Below are 15,349 nucleotides of genomic sequence, written 5' to 3'. Positions count from 1 at the left end.
GACCTTTAAGCTAAAAAATCGTCAGTTTTTCATAATAATTAGAACATATAGACTATTTACTAAATCAAACCACAATATATTGAACTCCTAAAACAGCTGATGCTAGCTGTCCCCACAACAAAACCCACCTTCGAAACCCAGCGTCCCATAAATTCCCAACCCAGAAACAATGTTCTTCCCTCAAATTCCCAAAAATTTTTATGAAATTGCAGCTTGACTAGGAAATATACTCCTCCGCCAACATGACCTCTCAAATTTTGAGGTAGTTTTCGACTAGATGACCTATAAGCCGGGTTCTGTCCCCCGATCCAAATTGCTCCGGATACGGATCAGCGATCATTCATCTTGGATTGCCTTTGCAGACAACCTCACGCGACCAACCCGAGCAGCGTGCAGAAACACACGTGGAGTAAAACTCCATCTGCTCCTATTCGGTCTTGCTCCAAGCGGGGTTTACCTTGCCAGCTTTGTCGCCAAAGCCGCGGTGCGCTCTTACCGCACCCTTTCACCCTTACCCTTGGCGTAAGCTTTGGGCGGTTTGCTTTCTGTGGCACTTTCCCTCAGACTATATAATCTGGGCGGACGTTATCCGCCGCTTTGCTTCTGTGGAGCCCGGACTTTCCTCTAGTGTAAACACCAGCGACCGCTCAGCCACCTAGCCGAAGCACAGCTATATCAAACAAGTTGAAGCTAAGCGAGTGCTTTTCCATTTTCTTTGTAAGCAGCTGCCACTTGCGCTATTCGGCAAAGCGTTTCCAAACACGCATCGCCCGTCACATTGTCCTGCATCCATCTTTGCTGAAAAGCCTTCACAACTGCATACACTTCGCTCCGACTAGGCTCTGCGGTTATCTCATATCCAATTTCAGCCAATTGCTGAACAGATCCAACCGCGAGTGCATTTTCCCTCAACGGCCAAAGGCCTACTCCCTCCTCACAAAGTCGACTCCACGGAAATTTCTCTCCTGGGTCATCTTTGCGGCCTGGAGCAATATCGGAATGCCCAACAATACTTGATTGAAATATATCATGACGAGACAGAACATCCTTGCAGAGCGTTATCACTGCATCGATCTGGACCTCTGGAAAATCTGGCATCCCATAATCATGACCACCATTAACAATCTCAATACCTATCGAACGAGAATTGATATCTTCAAGCCCCTGCCAGCTTGCTACACCCGCATGCCAAGCGCGCTTGTTTTCATCAACTAGTTGATAGATCTGCCCATCTTCTTCGACCATATAATGCGCAGCTACTTTTGCGTCTGGATCACACATGCGCTCTAAAGCAGCACGTCCTGTTTCCATGCCCGTATAATGCAAAACAAGCATCGACAATTCCTGCCGACGCTCATCAAAATTTACACTTGGTGTCTGTAAAATATCCAAACTCACGGTCGAGCTCTGCATAGATTATTTAGGAATCTGGCTCAATCACCCAGCCATCAGCAGTTTTGTGAGCTTCAAGTGTTTCACCTGACTTAGCCGATTTAGTCTCACGTTTAGGTTTCGCGCCAAACACGGATTCAGCACCGGTTTTGAAACCTGAATTTTGGCTCTGATATTGAGACCCACGCATCACACGCGCACCAACATTTAAAAACAAAGCGGCCAAAGCAATCAGCAGTCCTATAAAAGTAGTCGCCAAAAGTGCAGCACCAGCGGCTATCACAACAAAGAAGCCAAATCCGGCACGGGCGATCCATGCACTAAAACGGCGCATGTAAAACGCTATTTTGGAAAAGAAGTCATTGTTTGAGGCTGATAGGGTCATTTAATATATCTCTGGGGTTGGGATGCAATAAAGATGTGTGTTCAAATGCGTTTCGTCAATCGGGACTAATAAGAATTCCTCTTTCTGCACGTATTCTGGCGAACGCTGAAGTAATAGCTGCCGCTTTTTCATGCGCAACCGCCACATAATCATCAGACGCTTTCTTTGTGGCAACAATACGATCAGGATGATGATCCATCATCAATTGTCTATAAGTCTTACGCACTTCATCATAATCTGCATCATGCGCTATACCCAAAACTCTATAGGGATCATCTTTTTCAGTCCCCATATGCGTTGCTTGAATGCGCCTAAAATCATCATCCGAAAAACCGAATGCATCAGATACTGATTTTAAGTATTCCAATTCATCCAAAGTCATAATTTTGTCGGCTAGCGCAATCTGGAACAACCCGTCCAATATGCCTTCTAACAAACATGGGCGATCTCCATAGCGTCGCGCTATCTGACGCGCATAAGCTTCATAACCTCTTACCGTCTGACGGGCGAGATTAAACACGCGGCGAACTGAATCTTGATCCTCAGGTGCTGCACGGAAGACTCGTGAAAACATTTCCACTTCATCTTCGGTAACTTGGCCATCAGCTTTAGCTAGTTTGGCTCCCAATCCCACAATAGCAGCTGTAAAACTTACATCTCCCGGGTCAGGTCCGCATGCTGCATCAGCCCGCATGATCGCACGCCCTGTTCCACCCTGTGCAACAGACTGTCCACTTCCACATCGCGCCAAAGCAACAGCGCCTGAACCGACACTATCAGAATTCGGCGCAAATAGAGTGTGTGCTATGCTCGCTAAACGCTTCCAAATGCTCATAAAAACAGTATGCCTGATATTTTCAGACTATTGAAGGGGTGCTCGCGATTTATTGATAAACAATATTGCCGCACCACCTCTAGTGTTCGGTTTATCTTTTCTTTTTAGAGCTGACTTCTTTTAACAATTCTGCATTTTCAGCTACCACATCTTTAAGGTCAGCCATTTCTTCACGCATGGATTTAATCAAACCTATCAGCTCATCTCTTTCTAATTGAGCTTCGTGCTGACCTTCTTTTAACTCGTCCGCCACTTCCTCAATCTCGTGCACTTCCTCGCGTACATTTTCATTCAGCGATTCAACGATCAGCGCCATGAAGAGATTTAACACCGCAAAACTGGCAAGAATAATGTAGGTCAAAAAGAATATCCAAGCGTAAGGATTTCCTGCATCCATCACTGGCTGAACAACTTCCATTCGCCACCCATCCATCGTCATGACTTGGAATAATGAAAGTGCACTTTTAGGAAGCGATCCAAATAGATTTGGGTTTGTCTGCGCGAAAAGCGTGGTCGCCATTACAGCGGCAACATAGACCATCAATGCCAAAACAGCGAGAATAGCTCCCATGCCCGGAATGGCTTTTAGCAAAGCCTCAACAATCCGGCGCAGCATCGGCAGGACTGAAATCAAGCGCAGCACACGCAATACACGCATTGCCCGCAACACAGACATAGCGCCCGCACCCGGCCACAAGGCTACTGACACAATGGCTAAATCAAATACATTCCAGCCACTTGTAAAGAATCGCCAACGATAGGCGATCAATTTCAATCCGATTTCAATAACAAACACACTGGTGACAAATGCATCAAACACAATCATCACCTGCACCATCGCAGGCGGCCAGACATCATAAGTGCCCATGCCCAACGTGATCGCATTCAAGACGATAAGTGTTGTGATGAAAGGCGCAAACCATTTGTGCTCAACGACTTCAGCGGCCCATTTACGGGCACCCGTCAAATTTGTTTCTGCAACCAGATCTTCGCCATTCATTCTTATTCACTCACTCTACTGGAGTCGTTGTGGCAACACACTCCATACCCGCAACCAAAGGACGCCCTTTTGCAATTGCTTCTTGTACGGAAGGTAGTTGCAATGAGGCTTGGTGACTTTCTTTATCGGTCCAAACTTCTGTGATCCACAGTAAATTTTCATCACTTGCACATTTTGCGATCACATAACTTTTGCAATTGGGCATATTCTGAGTGCCAGCTGACATTATATCCGCTAGCTCGTCACGACTGCCAACTTGGGCTGTTAGCTTATTTATCAGGCCATACATAATTTTCACTACTCACATTTATCTCAAACAAAATTAGGAAGAATGGTCCGATACGATCAACCATTGTCCATCCTGTTTTTCTAATACGATAGTGAAAAGCCCATTTGCGTCACCAGTCGCTGGTCGGGATAGAAACCAACGCCCAAACACGAGCGCATCGGTCTCAGTAAACAGCTTCAACTCTTGAACTTCTAAAGACAATTGCCCCATTTTTTCAGCGCTATCATATTTAGATTTATAACGCTCCAATGTCTCCGCATATCCCCATGTAATGTTGTCACCACCGCCAAATCTCAACTCTTCAGTTGGAAGGTATCCTTCCATGAAACCATCTAAATCAGCGCGGTTCCAAGCCGCTTCCTGAGCAGATAGAAGTTTCCTGATATCAAATTCAGCTTGCTTCTTGAATTGCGTAAATGCTGCCAATCGTTCTTGCTCAACGACAGCCGGATCTGGCGCTGTCGTGCATGCACCCAACATCGCAAACCCCAGCAGACACACACTCAAAATCGACGAAATCCGCGCCATGACATAACCCCTCTTCATTGCTCAAGAGAGGATAAACGGAATTTGCAGAAAATTGCTAGAGCGAAAAAGTTCAATCGATTTGTACTTTAAAATTAAACTTTTCTTGTCTGACCGGTTCACCATTTTTGATTTTAGGAGCAAAAAGTATTTTGGGAACGTGTTTTTCTAAGGATAGTTCAACCTCATCAATATCACATTCGACCTGAACATCTTCTACCCTACCAAATTTAGTAACACTCAGAACAACGTCACAGTTTGAGGTAGGAATCCAATTTGCAAATTTTCTTTTCTTTCGAAAATCAGAAAGCAAATATTGTAGGGTAAGGTCCCGCACTGCATAAGCATTTCTATCATCCACAGACGCACTAGAGTCACGTGCTATCCTGTTAGCCTCTACCCAACTAACCAATTGGTCAAAGAACTGAACGTCCCCTCCTTTTGATGCAATTTGTTTTCGCATAACCGGCATGAATCGGATTGCCTGAGAAAAGTCTGACAAAGCTATAGATGCACGATAACCTCTGTCTGCTAATTCATAGCGCTGCTTACAACCCAACTTCAAGCTCATCAATTCTTCTATTGATTGCAGAACCTTGTCATACTTTTTTTCAACAAAATCTCGCTCAATATCAGCTTCAGCAGCTGCGATTTCCTTATTGGATCGAAAATTCATACATTTAGTTTTAGTCCAGTCTTTAACCACACCATCGTTATTATTTTCGGCCAAAGCACTAGATATTGACGCACCTACAATAATGAACACAGTCGCCAGTCCATAGAGTATTTTCATAGTTTCCCCCAACTCGGTCAAATTCTACAGTTTCTTTTCAATTCAAATGAACAATGAATTTCATGTTTTACAATAGCAACAATAGCGTGACGCAAAGTACAACCCGTTTTAAACTAAGGGTGATCCACCCCAATGAGAAATGTTAAAACTTCATTTTTTGCTTCAACTATAACGCCATCTTGAATTTTAGGCTTAAAACGGGCTACTGCAGCGACTTTATTCGATGTCCATTCATACTTACTATTGCTGCAAGTCGAACGTAGATTATGCGGCTTCCCTTTTACATCTATATCAAAAATTGAATAGCAATATGACCCCGAACCTATGGCTCTAACTGCCTTATCAAATTTGTATATCGCCGGCTTTCTAACAACTTCTAACTTTGATAGATGACCTATTGTTTGGAAACCTTTGGGGTCACCCTGAACTATTTTTTTACGCAAATTTTCAAGGCTTTCACGCTGCTCAGACGATAAATAATCTATTTCTGACCATTTTTTCCAAATGCGTGAAGCCACATCCACATGTCCAGCAGCACCATTCAATTTGGCCAAGTTAACATCGAAGTTAAAGCTTTCCCAACAGGATGCATTTGGCCCCGAAGCGGACGGATAGGCCCTAATGGCCTCATTATAATCTCCCATTGCCGCAATACGTTGCGCTTTCGACGTGGCATAAAAATACTGCCATCGAGTATATTCTCGTCCACATGTTTCTTCTACTGGAAGCTCCGCCAAATTCTCTTTTTTAGGTATAGCCAAAGCTGTGGTCGAAACAGTCAAACCCCAAATAATTAGCAAACTCAATAATGCGCGCATGTGTCCCTCCCATTTTGCAGAAACACAAAATCACAATCATAAGCTGCAATCAAGATAGAATTTCACTCAATTATCACAAAGCATTCGGGTCGTAATTCAGGATTGGACCGAGCCAACGTTCAGCTTTGCGAAGATCCCAGCCTTTACGTTCAGCGTAGCTTCCAACCTGATCTTTCTCGATGCGGCCAACAGCAAAATAAGCGCTATCCGGATGAGAGAAATATAGCCCAGAAACAGAGGCTGGCGGTGTCATCGCGCATGATGTCGTTAGATCAACACCTGTTCGTTCACGCGCCTCAAGAAGGTCAAAGAGAGTTTCTTTTTCAGTGTGATCTGGCTGAGATGGATACCCCGGCGCAGGGCGAATGCCGTCAAACTCCTCTTTGATGAGGGCTTCATTGTCGAATGCCTCGTCAGGCACATACCCCCAAATAGATTTACGCACGCGTTCATGCAGCATTTCAGCAAACGCTTCAGCGAAGCGGTCTGCCAACGCTTTCACCATAATGGAAGAATAGTCATCGCCCGCATCAGCAAACTCTTTGGCTTTTTCCAGCTCGCCATGCCCAGCCGTTACAACGAAACCACCGACCCAATCTTTGCCTTCATCTGTAGGTGCTATGAAATCTGATAATGCTGTCTGTCCGCGATCATTATCTTTAATCATTTGCTGTCGGATTGAGAAGAAACGCGCGGCCTCTTCATCGCGCTCTTCAGAATTCCACACAATGATATCATCACCATCCGCATTGGCAGGCCACAAACCAACCACACCTTTACAAGTAAGCCATTGCTCACCGATCAGCTGCTGCAACATAGCCTGCGCATCAGCCCACAATGTGCGCGCTGCTTCTCCACGTTTTTCATCTTCAAGAATTGCCGGATAAGTGCCTTTCAAATCCCAACTCATGAAGAATGGCGTCCAATCGATATAACGCGCCAATTCTGCCAAATCGACATCATCGATTGTTGTCAGCCCCGGCTGCAGAGGCTTAGGCGGTGTGTAATCAGACCAATCAATCTGCGTGCGCTTTTCGCGCGCTTCTTCTATTGGGTAACGCGGTTTGGCCACACCACCTGAACGACGTTCACGAATGCGTTCAAAATTCGCTTTTGTGTTTTCCCAAAAGGCTGGACGTTCTTCATCAGACAATAATTGTCCAACTACGGGCACAGCACGACTGGCATCCAAAACATGGATAATCGGAGCTAAATTAAACACAGGCTCAATCTTTACAGCTGTGTGCGCAGGGCTGGTCGTTGCGCCACCAATCATCAATGGCAAATCAATCTCGCGGCGCTGCATTTCAGCTGCCACAAACACCATCTCATCCAGCGAAGGCGTGATAAGACCAGAAAGACCAATCACATCAACTTTTTGCTTGATCGCTTCTTCCAAAATGGTTTCGGCAGGCACCATCACACCCAGATCAATGATCTCATAACCGTTACATGCCAACACCACACCCACAATGTTCTTACCGATATCATGAACATCGCCCTTCACAGTCGCCATGAGTACCTTACCGTTGGACTCATCGACCGTGCCAAGCTCTTCTTTTTCTTTTTCCATGAATGGCAAAAGATGAGCGACTGCAGCTTTCATGACGCGGGCAGATTTCACCACTTGCGGCAGGAACATTTTCCCAGCTCCAAACAGGTCACCAACCACATTCATACCGTCCATCAACGGACCTTCGATAACGTGTAACGGGCGTTCGAACCCCTGACGCGCCTCTTCTGTATCTTCTACGATGAACTCAGTGATTCCCTGCACAAGAGCATGCTCGATACGCTTGTTCACTGGTTGCTCACGCCATGACATATCCTTAACTTGGACCTGCCCTTTTTGACCGCGGAATTTTTCTGCTAGTTCCAACAAACGTTCAGTCGCGTCATCACGTCGATTGAGAATTACATCCTCAACAGCCTCACGTAATTCAGCATCAATCTGATCATAAATATCGAGCTGACCCGCATTCACAATTCCCATATCCATCCCTGCTGGAATCGCGTGATAAAGGAATACCGAGTGCATAGCGCGGCGCACAGGCTCATTCCCACGAAAGGAGAATGACACGTTAGACAAACCACCTGACACATGACATCCGGGGCATTGCTCGCGGATACGTTTCGTCGCTTCAATGAAATCTACTGCGTAATTATTGTGTTCTTCAATCCCGGTCGCGACAGCAAAAATGTTTGGGTCGAAAATAATGTCATTGGGATCAAATCCAACTTTTTCTGTCAGCACTTTATAAGCGCGCGTACAGATTTCGACTTTACGGTCTGCTGTGTCAGCTTGCCCGACTTCATCAAAAGCCATAACGACCGCTGCAGCCCCATAAGACATGACTTTGCGTGCTTGTTCGATGAATTGCTCTTCGCCTTCTTTCAAAGAAATCGAGTTTACAATCGCTTTCCCCTGAACACATTGAAGGCCAGCCTCAATCACGTGCCATTTGGATGAGTCAATCATAATCGGCACACGCGCAATATCAGGCTCCGCCGCAATCAAATTAAGGAATGTGACCATGGCCTTTTCGCCATCAAGCATTCCTTCATCCATATTAATGTCGATGATTTGGGCACCGTTTTCGACCTGCTGACGCGCCACTTCAACAGCAGCAGCATAATCATCATTCAGGATTAATTTCTTAAAACGTGCAGACCCAGTGACGTTGGTTCGTTCTCCAACGTTGACGAAAGTTGCTGTTGTTTCAGTCATATTTATTTCTTTTCAGTTTCGTCGTCTTGGTCTTCATAACGCAGGACAGCTGGCAACCCATCAATGCTCTGCGCATTCGTTTTTAGACGTTTTTCTTTCCAGTCTTCAAACGGCATAACACCAACATGCCTACGCAATTGGTCACGTTCGGACTGAAATTCATAAAATGGTACAGACCATCCACAACTGTCTGCGATGCGAGTAACTTCTATTTTGATAACACTTCTTGCGCGTTCAATATCAGGGAATGATTTCATTGCTTCCGCAAATCCAGGCTCGTTAAACTGCGTCACTGTCGCCTTTCCATAAAGACGAAGGATCAAAGCAGCACCTTCAAATGCACAGAACATTATCGTAATGCGTCCATTATCTCGAATGTGGGCAATCGTTTCCGCACCAGAACCACCCAAATCGCAAAACGCAACTTCATTCGGCCCAAGTATAGCGAAACTATCATACCCCTTGGGCGACACATTTACATGCCCCTCATGAGTCAGAGGCGCAGTCGCAACGAAAAACATCTTTTGACGCTCAATAAATGAAATCAGCTTATCATTAAGCGCATCATATTCCTTACCCATCAGAATCATCCTTTTTAGACGTATTCTCAGTGGAAGCTTGGTTTTCTGGGCCGTAATTTCCAAGAGCTTGGATGAATGAAATAACTGCCATCACCGAAGCAAAACCTGCCAACAAAATGCGCATTGTGTTTGAAATTTCAAATTGCTCAGAGTTGAAATAAACAATCCAAGCAGCAAAACCCCACGCAACGACAAGCGCCATGCGGAGAATAAACCTCCCCATTTTCGCTTCGCCGGATTGAAGGTTTGATTTATCTTCTGACATTACTAAGCTCCTTAGCCTAGAACAAACGGTTCCAAACCTGATAAACGCATCGCTTCATTCACTTCAGGCACTATTCGTGGCTTGCTCGATTTCACGGATTTGGCAATAGCATCAATATGAGAAGGTGTCGTTCCGCAACACCCACCTAAGACATTTACGATACCATCTTCAGCCCAACCTTTAAGATGCTTTGCCTGCTCTTCAGGGGTGACATCATATTCTCCAAATTCATTGGGAAGTCCGGCATTTGGATAGGCCAACACGCGGGTATCAGCGACCCGTGACAATGCAACCACATACTGCCTCATCAGATCAGCACCAAGAGCACAGTTTAGGCCTACCGCCCATGGCTTAGCATGCCGCACTGAATACCAAAACGCCTCTGTTGTTTGCCCTGATAATGTGCGACCAGATTGATCTGTAATCGTACCTGAAAGCACAATGGGACGGCTCTCCCCACTTTCGAACTCCCAATCTTTTACCGCCTTAATAGCCGCCTTAGCATTGAGCGTATCAAAAATAGTCTCGATCAGAAAAACATCCGAAAACTCAGCCATTGCAGCTATCTGCTCTTTATAAGCTTCAGCGACATGCTCAAATGTAACTTCACGATAACCAGGATCATTTACATTTGGAGATAAAGACAAAGTTTTGTTTGTTGGCCCTATTGCCGCCCACACTGCTTTAGGTGAGTCTTCTGTCTCGAATTCATCAGCAACTTCGCGCGCGAGCTTTGCACCTTCCCGCGCAATCTCGGCCGCTAAAGACTCTAACGCATAATCTGCCTGCGCAATTGTTGTTGCAGAAAAAGTATTCGTTTCTGCGATATCTGCACCTGCTTTAAAATACCGACGATGAACCTCTTTTACCACATCAGGCTTTGTCAGATTTAAAAGATCATTATTGCCTTTCAAAAAAGAATTCACATCCTTGAACTGCTCACCTCGAAAGTCTTCTTCAGTCAGCTTAAAGGTCTGCAATTCCGTTCCCATTGCACCATCTAGAATAATTACTCGTTCATCGGCAGCTTGGGTTAGTTTTTCAAGTCTCTGTTCGCGGTTCATGCTTGCGGTCCTTTAACAGGCTTTACTCCAAGAAGACGACATGTCGCCAACGACAATCCGGCACGGTTCATTGTGTAGAAGTGGAAGTCCTTCACCCCCTCTTGTACCAGTGAATTACAAATCTCGGCAGTTAAGTGTGCTGTTACTAAATCTCTTGTTTCCCAATCATCATCGAGGCCTTCATAGAGTTCGGCATACTTCGGCGGTAAATAGGCTCCGCACATCTCAGCCATTCTCGATAGTCCTTTGAAATTCGATTGAAGCATAATACCTGGCACGATTGGCTTATCCATTCCAGCTGCCTGCGCCTTATCACGAAAACGAAGATATGTTTCCGGTTCAAAAAAGAACTGGGTTATCGCACGGTCAGCACCAGCATCAAACTTTCGTTTCAGATTTGACAATTCGTCGGACATACTTCGAGCTTCGGGGTGGCCTTCAGGGTAACACCCAACCGATATATCAAAGTCGGCAATTTCCTTTGCCCCTTCAATCAAATCTGACGCATAAGAATACCCATCAGGGTGCGGAATATATTTAGCACCAATACCTTCAGCAGGATCGCCCCGCAAAGCCACAATGCTCGTCACGCCGCGGTCCCAATATCCCTGAAGAACGCTGTTAATTTCGGATTTGCTAGAACCTACACAAGTAATATGCCCTGCCGCCTTGATTGAATTGGACGTGTCAGAAGCAATACGACCCACAACATCAAGTGTGCGTTCACGAGTCGATCCTCCCGCACCATAAGTGACAGATACAAATTTGGGCTGGAGAGGAGACAGTCTTTCAACTGAATCCCAAAGGCGTTTCTCTACCGCATCTGATTTTGGCGGAAAGAACTCGAAAGAGATATTTAAATTGCTCACACGTTTAATTCCTTAGAGTCCGGTTTATTAGGGGTCAAACTCGGATTGTTAAGTCAGTTAGTTTTCTGTGCAGTCCAGATATTTACTGCTATTCCAGCCTGCTCAGTTTCTATAGTTTTGGCCGGCGCATCAAATTTTTCATGTGGACCGACTAATAGTCCCGCACTGTCGCACCATTCCTCGAAGTGTTGATCAGCAAACCCGAGGTGACGGTGCGCTTGGTCTGTTCTGAGATACTCTAGATTATGAGGAGCAAAATCTACGACCAGCAGTCTTCCACCCGCTTTTAACAATCGATTTGCTTCTAAAATCGCTCGCTCAGGTTCATCTAGAAAATGCAAGACTTGATGAATGATGACAACATCCGCACTCTCATCTTCAAATGGGGTATTGATCGCATCACCATGACGCACATCCACATGCGCATATTGCTCTGCAGATAAATTCGATCGAGCGATGGTCAGCATTTGATGCGAGAGATCAATTCCATCTGCTGACTTGGCGAAGGGCGCAATAAGAGACAGCATCCTGCCGGTTCCTGTCCCCATATCGATGACACGCTCAAAAGGGCCTTTGCCTAGTATTTTAAGAACAGCCGTTTCAATATCCGCCTCTGGATAATGCAACGCACGTATAGCATCCCATTCTTTGGCAGAACGTTCAAAAAATGCTCCGGCTTCCTTCTGACGAAGCTGTCGAATTTCATCCAATCGCTGGAAATCTCTCTTCAACGCATTATCGTTCAAATCAACTAAGGATAAAACTGTATCCACGAGTTCACGCCCAACTCCTTTGCGAGGAAGCTTGTAAAATACCCAAGCTCCTTCAGGCATGCGTTCTACCAAACCAGCTGATGTAAGATATTTCATATGACGAGAAAGTCTTGGCTGGCTCTGCCCCAACACTTGAGCAAGCTCACCAACGGACAGCTCACCGCGGCTCAACAACGCCAGCACGCGCGCACGTGTTGCTTCACCAGCAGCACGCAAACTATCAATCATCTCATCTATGTTAATTTTTGTCATATCACCATATAAACATATCTTTATATGATTTTTCAAGGTGAAATTATTGAATTTATTTCCCTAAGGCCCTCATTAACTATAATTATGGTAAGAGACTGCTGACAAAAATGAACATTTTCAGCATTTATAGTGACCTTTTTGAAACAACACAAAAAGACTTAATCAAACGTCTATTGTAAATCGATAAAGTCAGACTCATATGCATGGCTAATGTGAGGGAAAAATCAGGTTATGAAAAAAATCGCAAGTATTTCTGCCCTGGCAATTGTTGGGCTCACCGGCTGTGCATCCACTAGTGCAACTTCCGAAAATGCAAATGATCCTTTCGAAGGCTTCAACAGACGCATGTTCGCAGTTAACAACGCATTGGATAAAGCAGTTCTAGAACCCGTCGCCAAGGGATACAGAACAGTTACAACGGACGATATGCGTGAAGGCGTTTCAAATGCTCTTGCAAATTTGAAAGAGCCAGTCACATTCGTCAATGAAGTCTTACAAGGTGAACTCGTTTCTGCTGGTCACACTGTGGGACGTTTTGCTATGAACTCGACACTTGGTGTTGCAGGATTGGTAGACGTTGCTGGACACCTAGGCGTCGAACGCACCAAAGAAGATTTCGGACAAACCCTCGGAAAATGGGGTGTCGGCGATGGCCCCTATTTAGTTCTACCTGTTATCGGGTCTACAAATCCTCGCGATTTGCTCGGGTCCGGTGTAGATAGCGCTTTCCAACCTTTAAATTATGCTCAATTTGAAGGAGACACAGAATTTAGAATCGGCCGTTCGGTACTGGGAGTTGTCTCAGGGCGCGAAAAGCTGATCGAAACTGTGGAAGAATTACGCGAGCAACAAGCCGACCCGTATACAGCTGTAAGGCGGATTTATGGCCAAACTCGGGACGCAGCAATCAGAAATGGGCAAGAAGACCCCAATGCCTACGAAGATTTGCCTAGTTATGATGAATACTAACAATACACACTGTTGAAAAAGGGGCCTCTAGGAGGGCTACCATGAATATTTTAAAGAAGATTGCCACATTTACATTGGCTGGCGCATTGATCACCAGCACAGCTTGGGCGGATGAAAAATCTGAGGCTTATGTCGAAGAAAACGCCAACACCGTACTTAATACATTAAACCAGCCCGACCTTACTGAAGCCGATCGCACTGCTCAATTCAACGAGTACATGAACACTTTCGCCAATATGGATAAAGTGGCGCGCTTTGCTGTTGGCCGTTATGGACGTCAATTCACTAAAGATGAGTTTGAAGCCTACTCCGACGCCTTTATTACATATGCACTTGCTGTTTATGAAGTTCAGCTTGACCGCTTCCGTGGTGAAAAAATCGAAGTTGTTGGATCCGTAGACCTCGGACCTGGCGATTCAGTGGTGAAGACCAAAATCTTAGCCCCTAATGCCGGCAAAAAATTCAATGTTGAATGGCGCGTACGCTTGGACAAAAACTCAAATGAGTACAAAGTTTTAGATGTCGCTTTAAACATTGACGGCAGCCAAATCTGGCTAGCTCAAGAGCAACAAGCCCAATTTGTATCGCTTTTGGATCGCTCCAATGGCAGCGCTAAAGTTCTAATAGAACGCATAAACGCAATGACAGCAAAACTGCAAAGAGAGAAAGAATTGGCGCAGAACAGTTTAAACCTCTTTGAAGAAGGCTAATATTTGCCGCCATAAACAAACTAGAAAAAGCCTGCTTTATATTCGAGCAGGCTTTTTTATTGGCTAAACATCTAAATAGACATTGTCTCCGCCATTAGACTTCTTTTTTGCGGCGGACGGGAGCTGAATAAATTTCTCGCCATATTTTTCTTTTTGCTCTTCGAGTGCGTGACGACAAGCGGCCAGCATTTCATCTGCCCCATATGGCTTAAAGAGCAGTGCATTAGCACCATGATTTTTGGCAGATTTCAGCTCACGGCCAGCAATATCAGAACCTTCCGTACCACCCGTCATAGCGACTATCGCCACGTGCGGCCAAACATCACGAACAAGTTTGATAACTTCGTGCCCATCAGTATCAGGCATAAACAGGTCTGTAATGACTACATCGACATGATCATAACTCAAACGCGCAATTGCATCTTGAGCATTGTCAAATACTGTCACGCGGTAGTTATTGGGTCTTAATACTCCTGCCGCGACTTTCCCGCATGTCCGGCTATCGTCTATTACAACAGCATGCAGAAGCGTTGCGCCTCCCGCCTTCAATGACGCAACATCTTTGACCGCAGCTTGCGCTTCTTCGACACCAAATGGTTTGCGAAGTACAAGTTTAATTCCACGCTCTCTAGCCTTTACAAGGCCACTATAGTTATCCGTGGAATCTGCTGTCATCACGCCAACCACAGCATTTGGCCATCGTTTTTGAACATCATCAATGAGTTCTAATCCTGAAACGCCACCGTAATTGATATCAATCAAAACAAGATCAAATTCAGCGTCAAACAGTTCTGGCTTGCCCTTATATTCCCTTACGGACAACGCAATCATACACTCACAGCCAACTTGCTTCATGATCGAAGACATGATCTTGGCTTGTGTAGCACTATCTTCCAATAATAAGCACTTCAGCACTGGCATCGTTTTGCCCCCAAAACTCACACAAAATAGCTTGTTGGCGCTGGATACTAATCAAATAGCCCTAATATACCCCTAACAACATCTAGAAAATGATACTCCATCAGTTGAAACATCTTTCTTCTAATAAATGTCAGAGTAATCAGACAACGTTAACATTAAATACTCAAGTAATCATACTGA

At 45.1% G+C, this 15,349-nt stretch carries 17 protein-coding genes and 1 other RNA gene; 2 read left to right on the top strand and 16 right to left on the bottom strand.

What is annotated here, in order from left to right:
- Nucleotides 1-269: 269 nt before the first annotated feature.
- The 15 genes from rnpB to F551_RS0111885 all read right to left on the bottom strand — a co-directional run bounded on the left by rnpB (nt 270) and on the right by F551_RS0111885 (nt 12,569).
- Nucleotides 270-659, bottom strand: an RNA gene (gene rnpB / locus F551_RS17205) — RNase P RNA component class A.
- A gap of 31 nt (nt 660-690) precedes the next feature.
- Nucleotides 691-1,398, bottom strand: coding sequence for an N-acetylmuramoyl-L-alanine amidase (locus F551_RS0111950; protein ID WP_018997746.1), 708 nt, complete (start codon nt 1,396-1,398; stop codon nt 691-693).
- A 22-nt stretch (nt 1,399-1,420) separates the two neighbouring features.
- Nucleotides 1,421-1,777: a hypothetical protein gene (locus F551_RS0111945; protein ID WP_018997745.1), complete on the bottom strand. Its 357-nt coding sequence runs from the start codon at nt 1,775-1,777 to the stop codon at nt 1,421-1,423.
- Nucleotides 1,778-1,832: 55 nt separating this feature from the next.
- Entirely contained in the window at nt 1,833-2,612 is a 780-nt protein-coding gene (locus tag F551_RS0111940; RefSeq protein ID WP_018997744.1) for a molecular chaperone DjiA, read from the bottom strand.
- 91 nt (nt 2,613-2,703) lie between these two features.
- Complete coding sequence (locus F551_RS0111935) at nt 2,704-3,612, bottom strand: ion transporter (protein ID WP_018997743.1); 909 nt, start codon at nt 3,610-3,612, stop codon at nt 2,704-2,706.
- A gap of 10 nt (nt 3,613-3,622) precedes the next feature.
- Nucleotides 3,623-3,901 (bottom strand): putative quinol monooxygenase, encoded by a 279-nt coding sequence (locus F551_RS0111930; RefSeq protein ID WP_018997742.1) that lies wholly within the window; start codon nt 3,899-3,901, stop codon nt 3,623-3,625.
- Between the two features lie 33 nt (nt 3,902-3,934).
- Nucleotides 3,935-4,429 (bottom strand): YybH family protein, encoded by a 495-nt coding sequence (locus F551_RS0111925; RefSeq protein WP_033405024.1) that lies wholly within the window; start codon nt 4,427-4,429, stop codon nt 3,935-3,937.
- 70 nt (nt 4,430-4,499) lie between these two features.
- Nucleotides 4,500-5,219: a hypothetical protein gene (locus tag F551_RS0111920; RefSeq protein ID WP_018997740.1), complete on the bottom strand. Its 720-nt coding sequence runs from the start codon at nt 5,217-5,219 to the stop codon at nt 4,500-4,502.
- 113 nt (nt 5,220-5,332) lie between these two features.
- Nucleotides 5,333-6,037: a hypothetical protein gene (locus F551_RS0111915; protein WP_018997739.1), complete on the bottom strand. Its 705-nt coding sequence runs from the start codon at nt 6,035-6,037 to the stop codon at nt 5,333-5,335.
- Between the two features lie 73 nt (nt 6,038-6,110).
- Nucleotides 6,111-8,765: a methionine synthase gene (metH, locus tag F551_RS16690; RefSeq protein ID WP_018997738.1), complete on the bottom strand. Its 2,655-nt coding sequence runs from the start codon at nt 8,763-8,765 to the stop codon at nt 6,111-6,113.
- Nucleotides 8,766-8,767: 2 nt separating this feature from the next.
- Nucleotides 8,768-9,346 carry a pyridoxamine 5'-phosphate oxidase family protein gene (locus F551_RS16685; RefSeq protein ID WP_018997737.1) on the bottom strand — a complete coding sequence of 193 codons (579 nt, stop codon included), beginning with the start codon at nt 9,344-9,346 and terminating at the stop codon, nt 8,768-8,770.
- Entirely contained in the window at nt 9,339-9,611 is a 273-nt protein-coding gene (locus F551_RS0111900; protein ID WP_018997736.1) for a hypothetical protein, read from the bottom strand. The genes F551_RS16685 and F551_RS0111900 overlap by 8 nt, the downstream gene beginning before the upstream one ends.
- 11 nt (nt 9,612-9,622) lie before the next feature.
- Nucleotides 9,623-10,675, bottom strand: a complete 1,053-nt coding sequence (locus F551_RS0111895) for a homocysteine S-methyltransferase family protein (RefSeq protein WP_018997735.1) — start codon at nt 10,673-10,675, stop codon at nt 9,623-9,625.
- Nucleotides 10,672-11,544: a methylenetetrahydrofolate reductase [NAD(P)H] gene (metF, locus tag F551_RS0111890; protein ID WP_018997734.1), complete on the bottom strand. Its 873-nt coding sequence runs from the start codon at nt 11,542-11,544 to the stop codon at nt 10,672-10,674. The genes F551_RS0111895 and metF overlap by 4 nt, the downstream gene beginning before the upstream one ends.
- Before the next feature lie 53 nt (nt 11,545-11,597).
- Complete coding sequence (locus F551_RS0111885; protein WP_018997733.1) at nt 11,598-12,569, bottom strand: ArsR/SmtB family transcription factor; 972 nt, start codon at nt 12,567-12,569, stop codon at nt 11,598-11,600.
- 231 nt (nt 12,570-12,800) lie between these two features.
- On the opposite strand from F551_RS0111885, the gene F551_RS0111880 reads away from it, so the two are divergent.
- Nucleotides 12,801-13,538 (top strand): MlaA family lipoprotein, encoded by a 738-nt coding sequence (locus F551_RS0111880; RefSeq protein WP_018997732.1) that lies wholly within the window; start codon nt 12,801-12,803, stop codon nt 13,536-13,538.
- A gap of 41 nt (nt 13,539-13,579) precedes the next feature.
- The gene (locus tag F551_RS0111875; RefSeq protein ID WP_018997731.1) at nt 13,580-14,248 is read left to right on the top strand and encodes an MlaC/ttg2D family ABC transporter substrate-binding protein; all 669 of its coding nucleotides are present in this window, start codon (nt 13,580-13,582) and stop codon (nt 14,246-14,248) included.
- A 63-nt stretch (nt 14,249-14,311) separates the two neighbouring features.
- Here F551_RS0111875 and F551_RS0111870 read toward each other — a convergent pair whose 3' ends face one another.
- Entirely contained in the window at nt 14,312-15,169 is an 858-nt protein-coding gene (locus tag F551_RS0111870; RefSeq protein ID WP_018997730.1) for a response regulator, read from the bottom strand.
- Between the last annotated feature and the right edge of the window lie 180 nt (nt 15,170-15,349).

Source organism: Hirschia maritima DSM 19733, assembly GCF_000378345.1.
Taxonomy (GTDB): Bacteria; Pseudomonadota; Alphaproteobacteria; order Caulobacterales; family Hyphomonadaceae; genus Hirschia; species Hirschia maritima.
The sequence above is the reverse complement of the archived record's forward strand: the minus strand, read 5'-3'. Positions and strand labels throughout refer to the sequence as shown.

Coding starts and splice junctions, on each gene's coding strand:
- F551_RS0111945 (WP_018997745.1), bottom strand. CDS start 1,777: ATGACCCTATCAGCCTCAAACAATGACTTCTTTTCCAAAATAGCGTTT.
- F551_RS0111940 (WP_018997744.1), bottom strand. CDS start 2,612: ATGAGCATTTGGAAGCGTTTAGCGAGCATAGCACACACTCTATTTGCG.
- F551_RS0111935 (WP_018997743.1), bottom strand. CDS start 3,612: ATGAATGGCGAAGATCTGGTTGCAGAAACAAATTTGACGGGTGCCCGT.
- F551_RS0111930 (WP_018997742.1), bottom strand. CDS start 3,901: ATGTATGGCCTGATAAATAAGCTAACAGCCCAAGTTGGCAGTCGTGAC.
- F551_RS0111925 (WP_033405024.1), bottom strand. CDS start 4,429: ATGGCGCGGATTTCGTCGATTTTGAGTGTGTGTCTGCTGGGGTTTGCG.
- F551_RS0111920 (WP_018997740.1), bottom strand. CDS start 5,219: ATGAAAATACTCTATGGACTGGCGACTGTGTTCATTATTGTAGGTGCG.
- F551_RS0111915 (WP_018997739.1), bottom strand. CDS start 6,037: ATGCGCGCATTATTGAGTTTGCTAATTATTTGGGGTTTGACTGTTTCG.
- metH (WP_018997738.1), bottom strand. CDS start 8,765: ATGACTGAAACAACAGCAACTTTCGTCAACGTTGGAGAACGAACCAAC.
- F551_RS16685 (WP_018997737.1), bottom strand. CDS start 9,346: ATGGGTAAGGAATATGATGCGCTTAATGATAAGCTGATTTCATTTATT.
- F551_RS0111900 (WP_018997736.1), bottom strand. CDS start 9,611: ATGTCAGAAGATAAATCAAACCTTCAATCCGGCGAAGCGAAAATGGGG.
- F551_RS0111895 (WP_018997735.1), bottom strand. CDS start 10,675: ATGAACCGCGAACAGAGACTTGAAAAACTAACCCAAGCTGCCGATGAA.
- F551_RS0111885 (WP_018997733.1), bottom strand. CDS start 12,569: ATGACAAAAATTAACATAGATGAGATGATTGATAGTTTGCGTGCTGCT.
- F551_RS0111880 (WP_018997732.1), top strand. CDS start 12,801: ATGAAAAAAATCGCAAGTATTTCTGCCCTGGCAATTGTTGGGCTCACC.
- F551_RS0111875 (WP_018997731.1), top strand. CDS start 13,580: ATGAATATTTTAAAGAAGATTGCCACATTTACATTGGCTGGCGCATTG.
- F551_RS0111870 (WP_018997730.1), bottom strand. CDS start 15,169: ATGCCAGTGCTGAAGTGCTTATTATTGGAAGATAGTGCTACACAAGCC.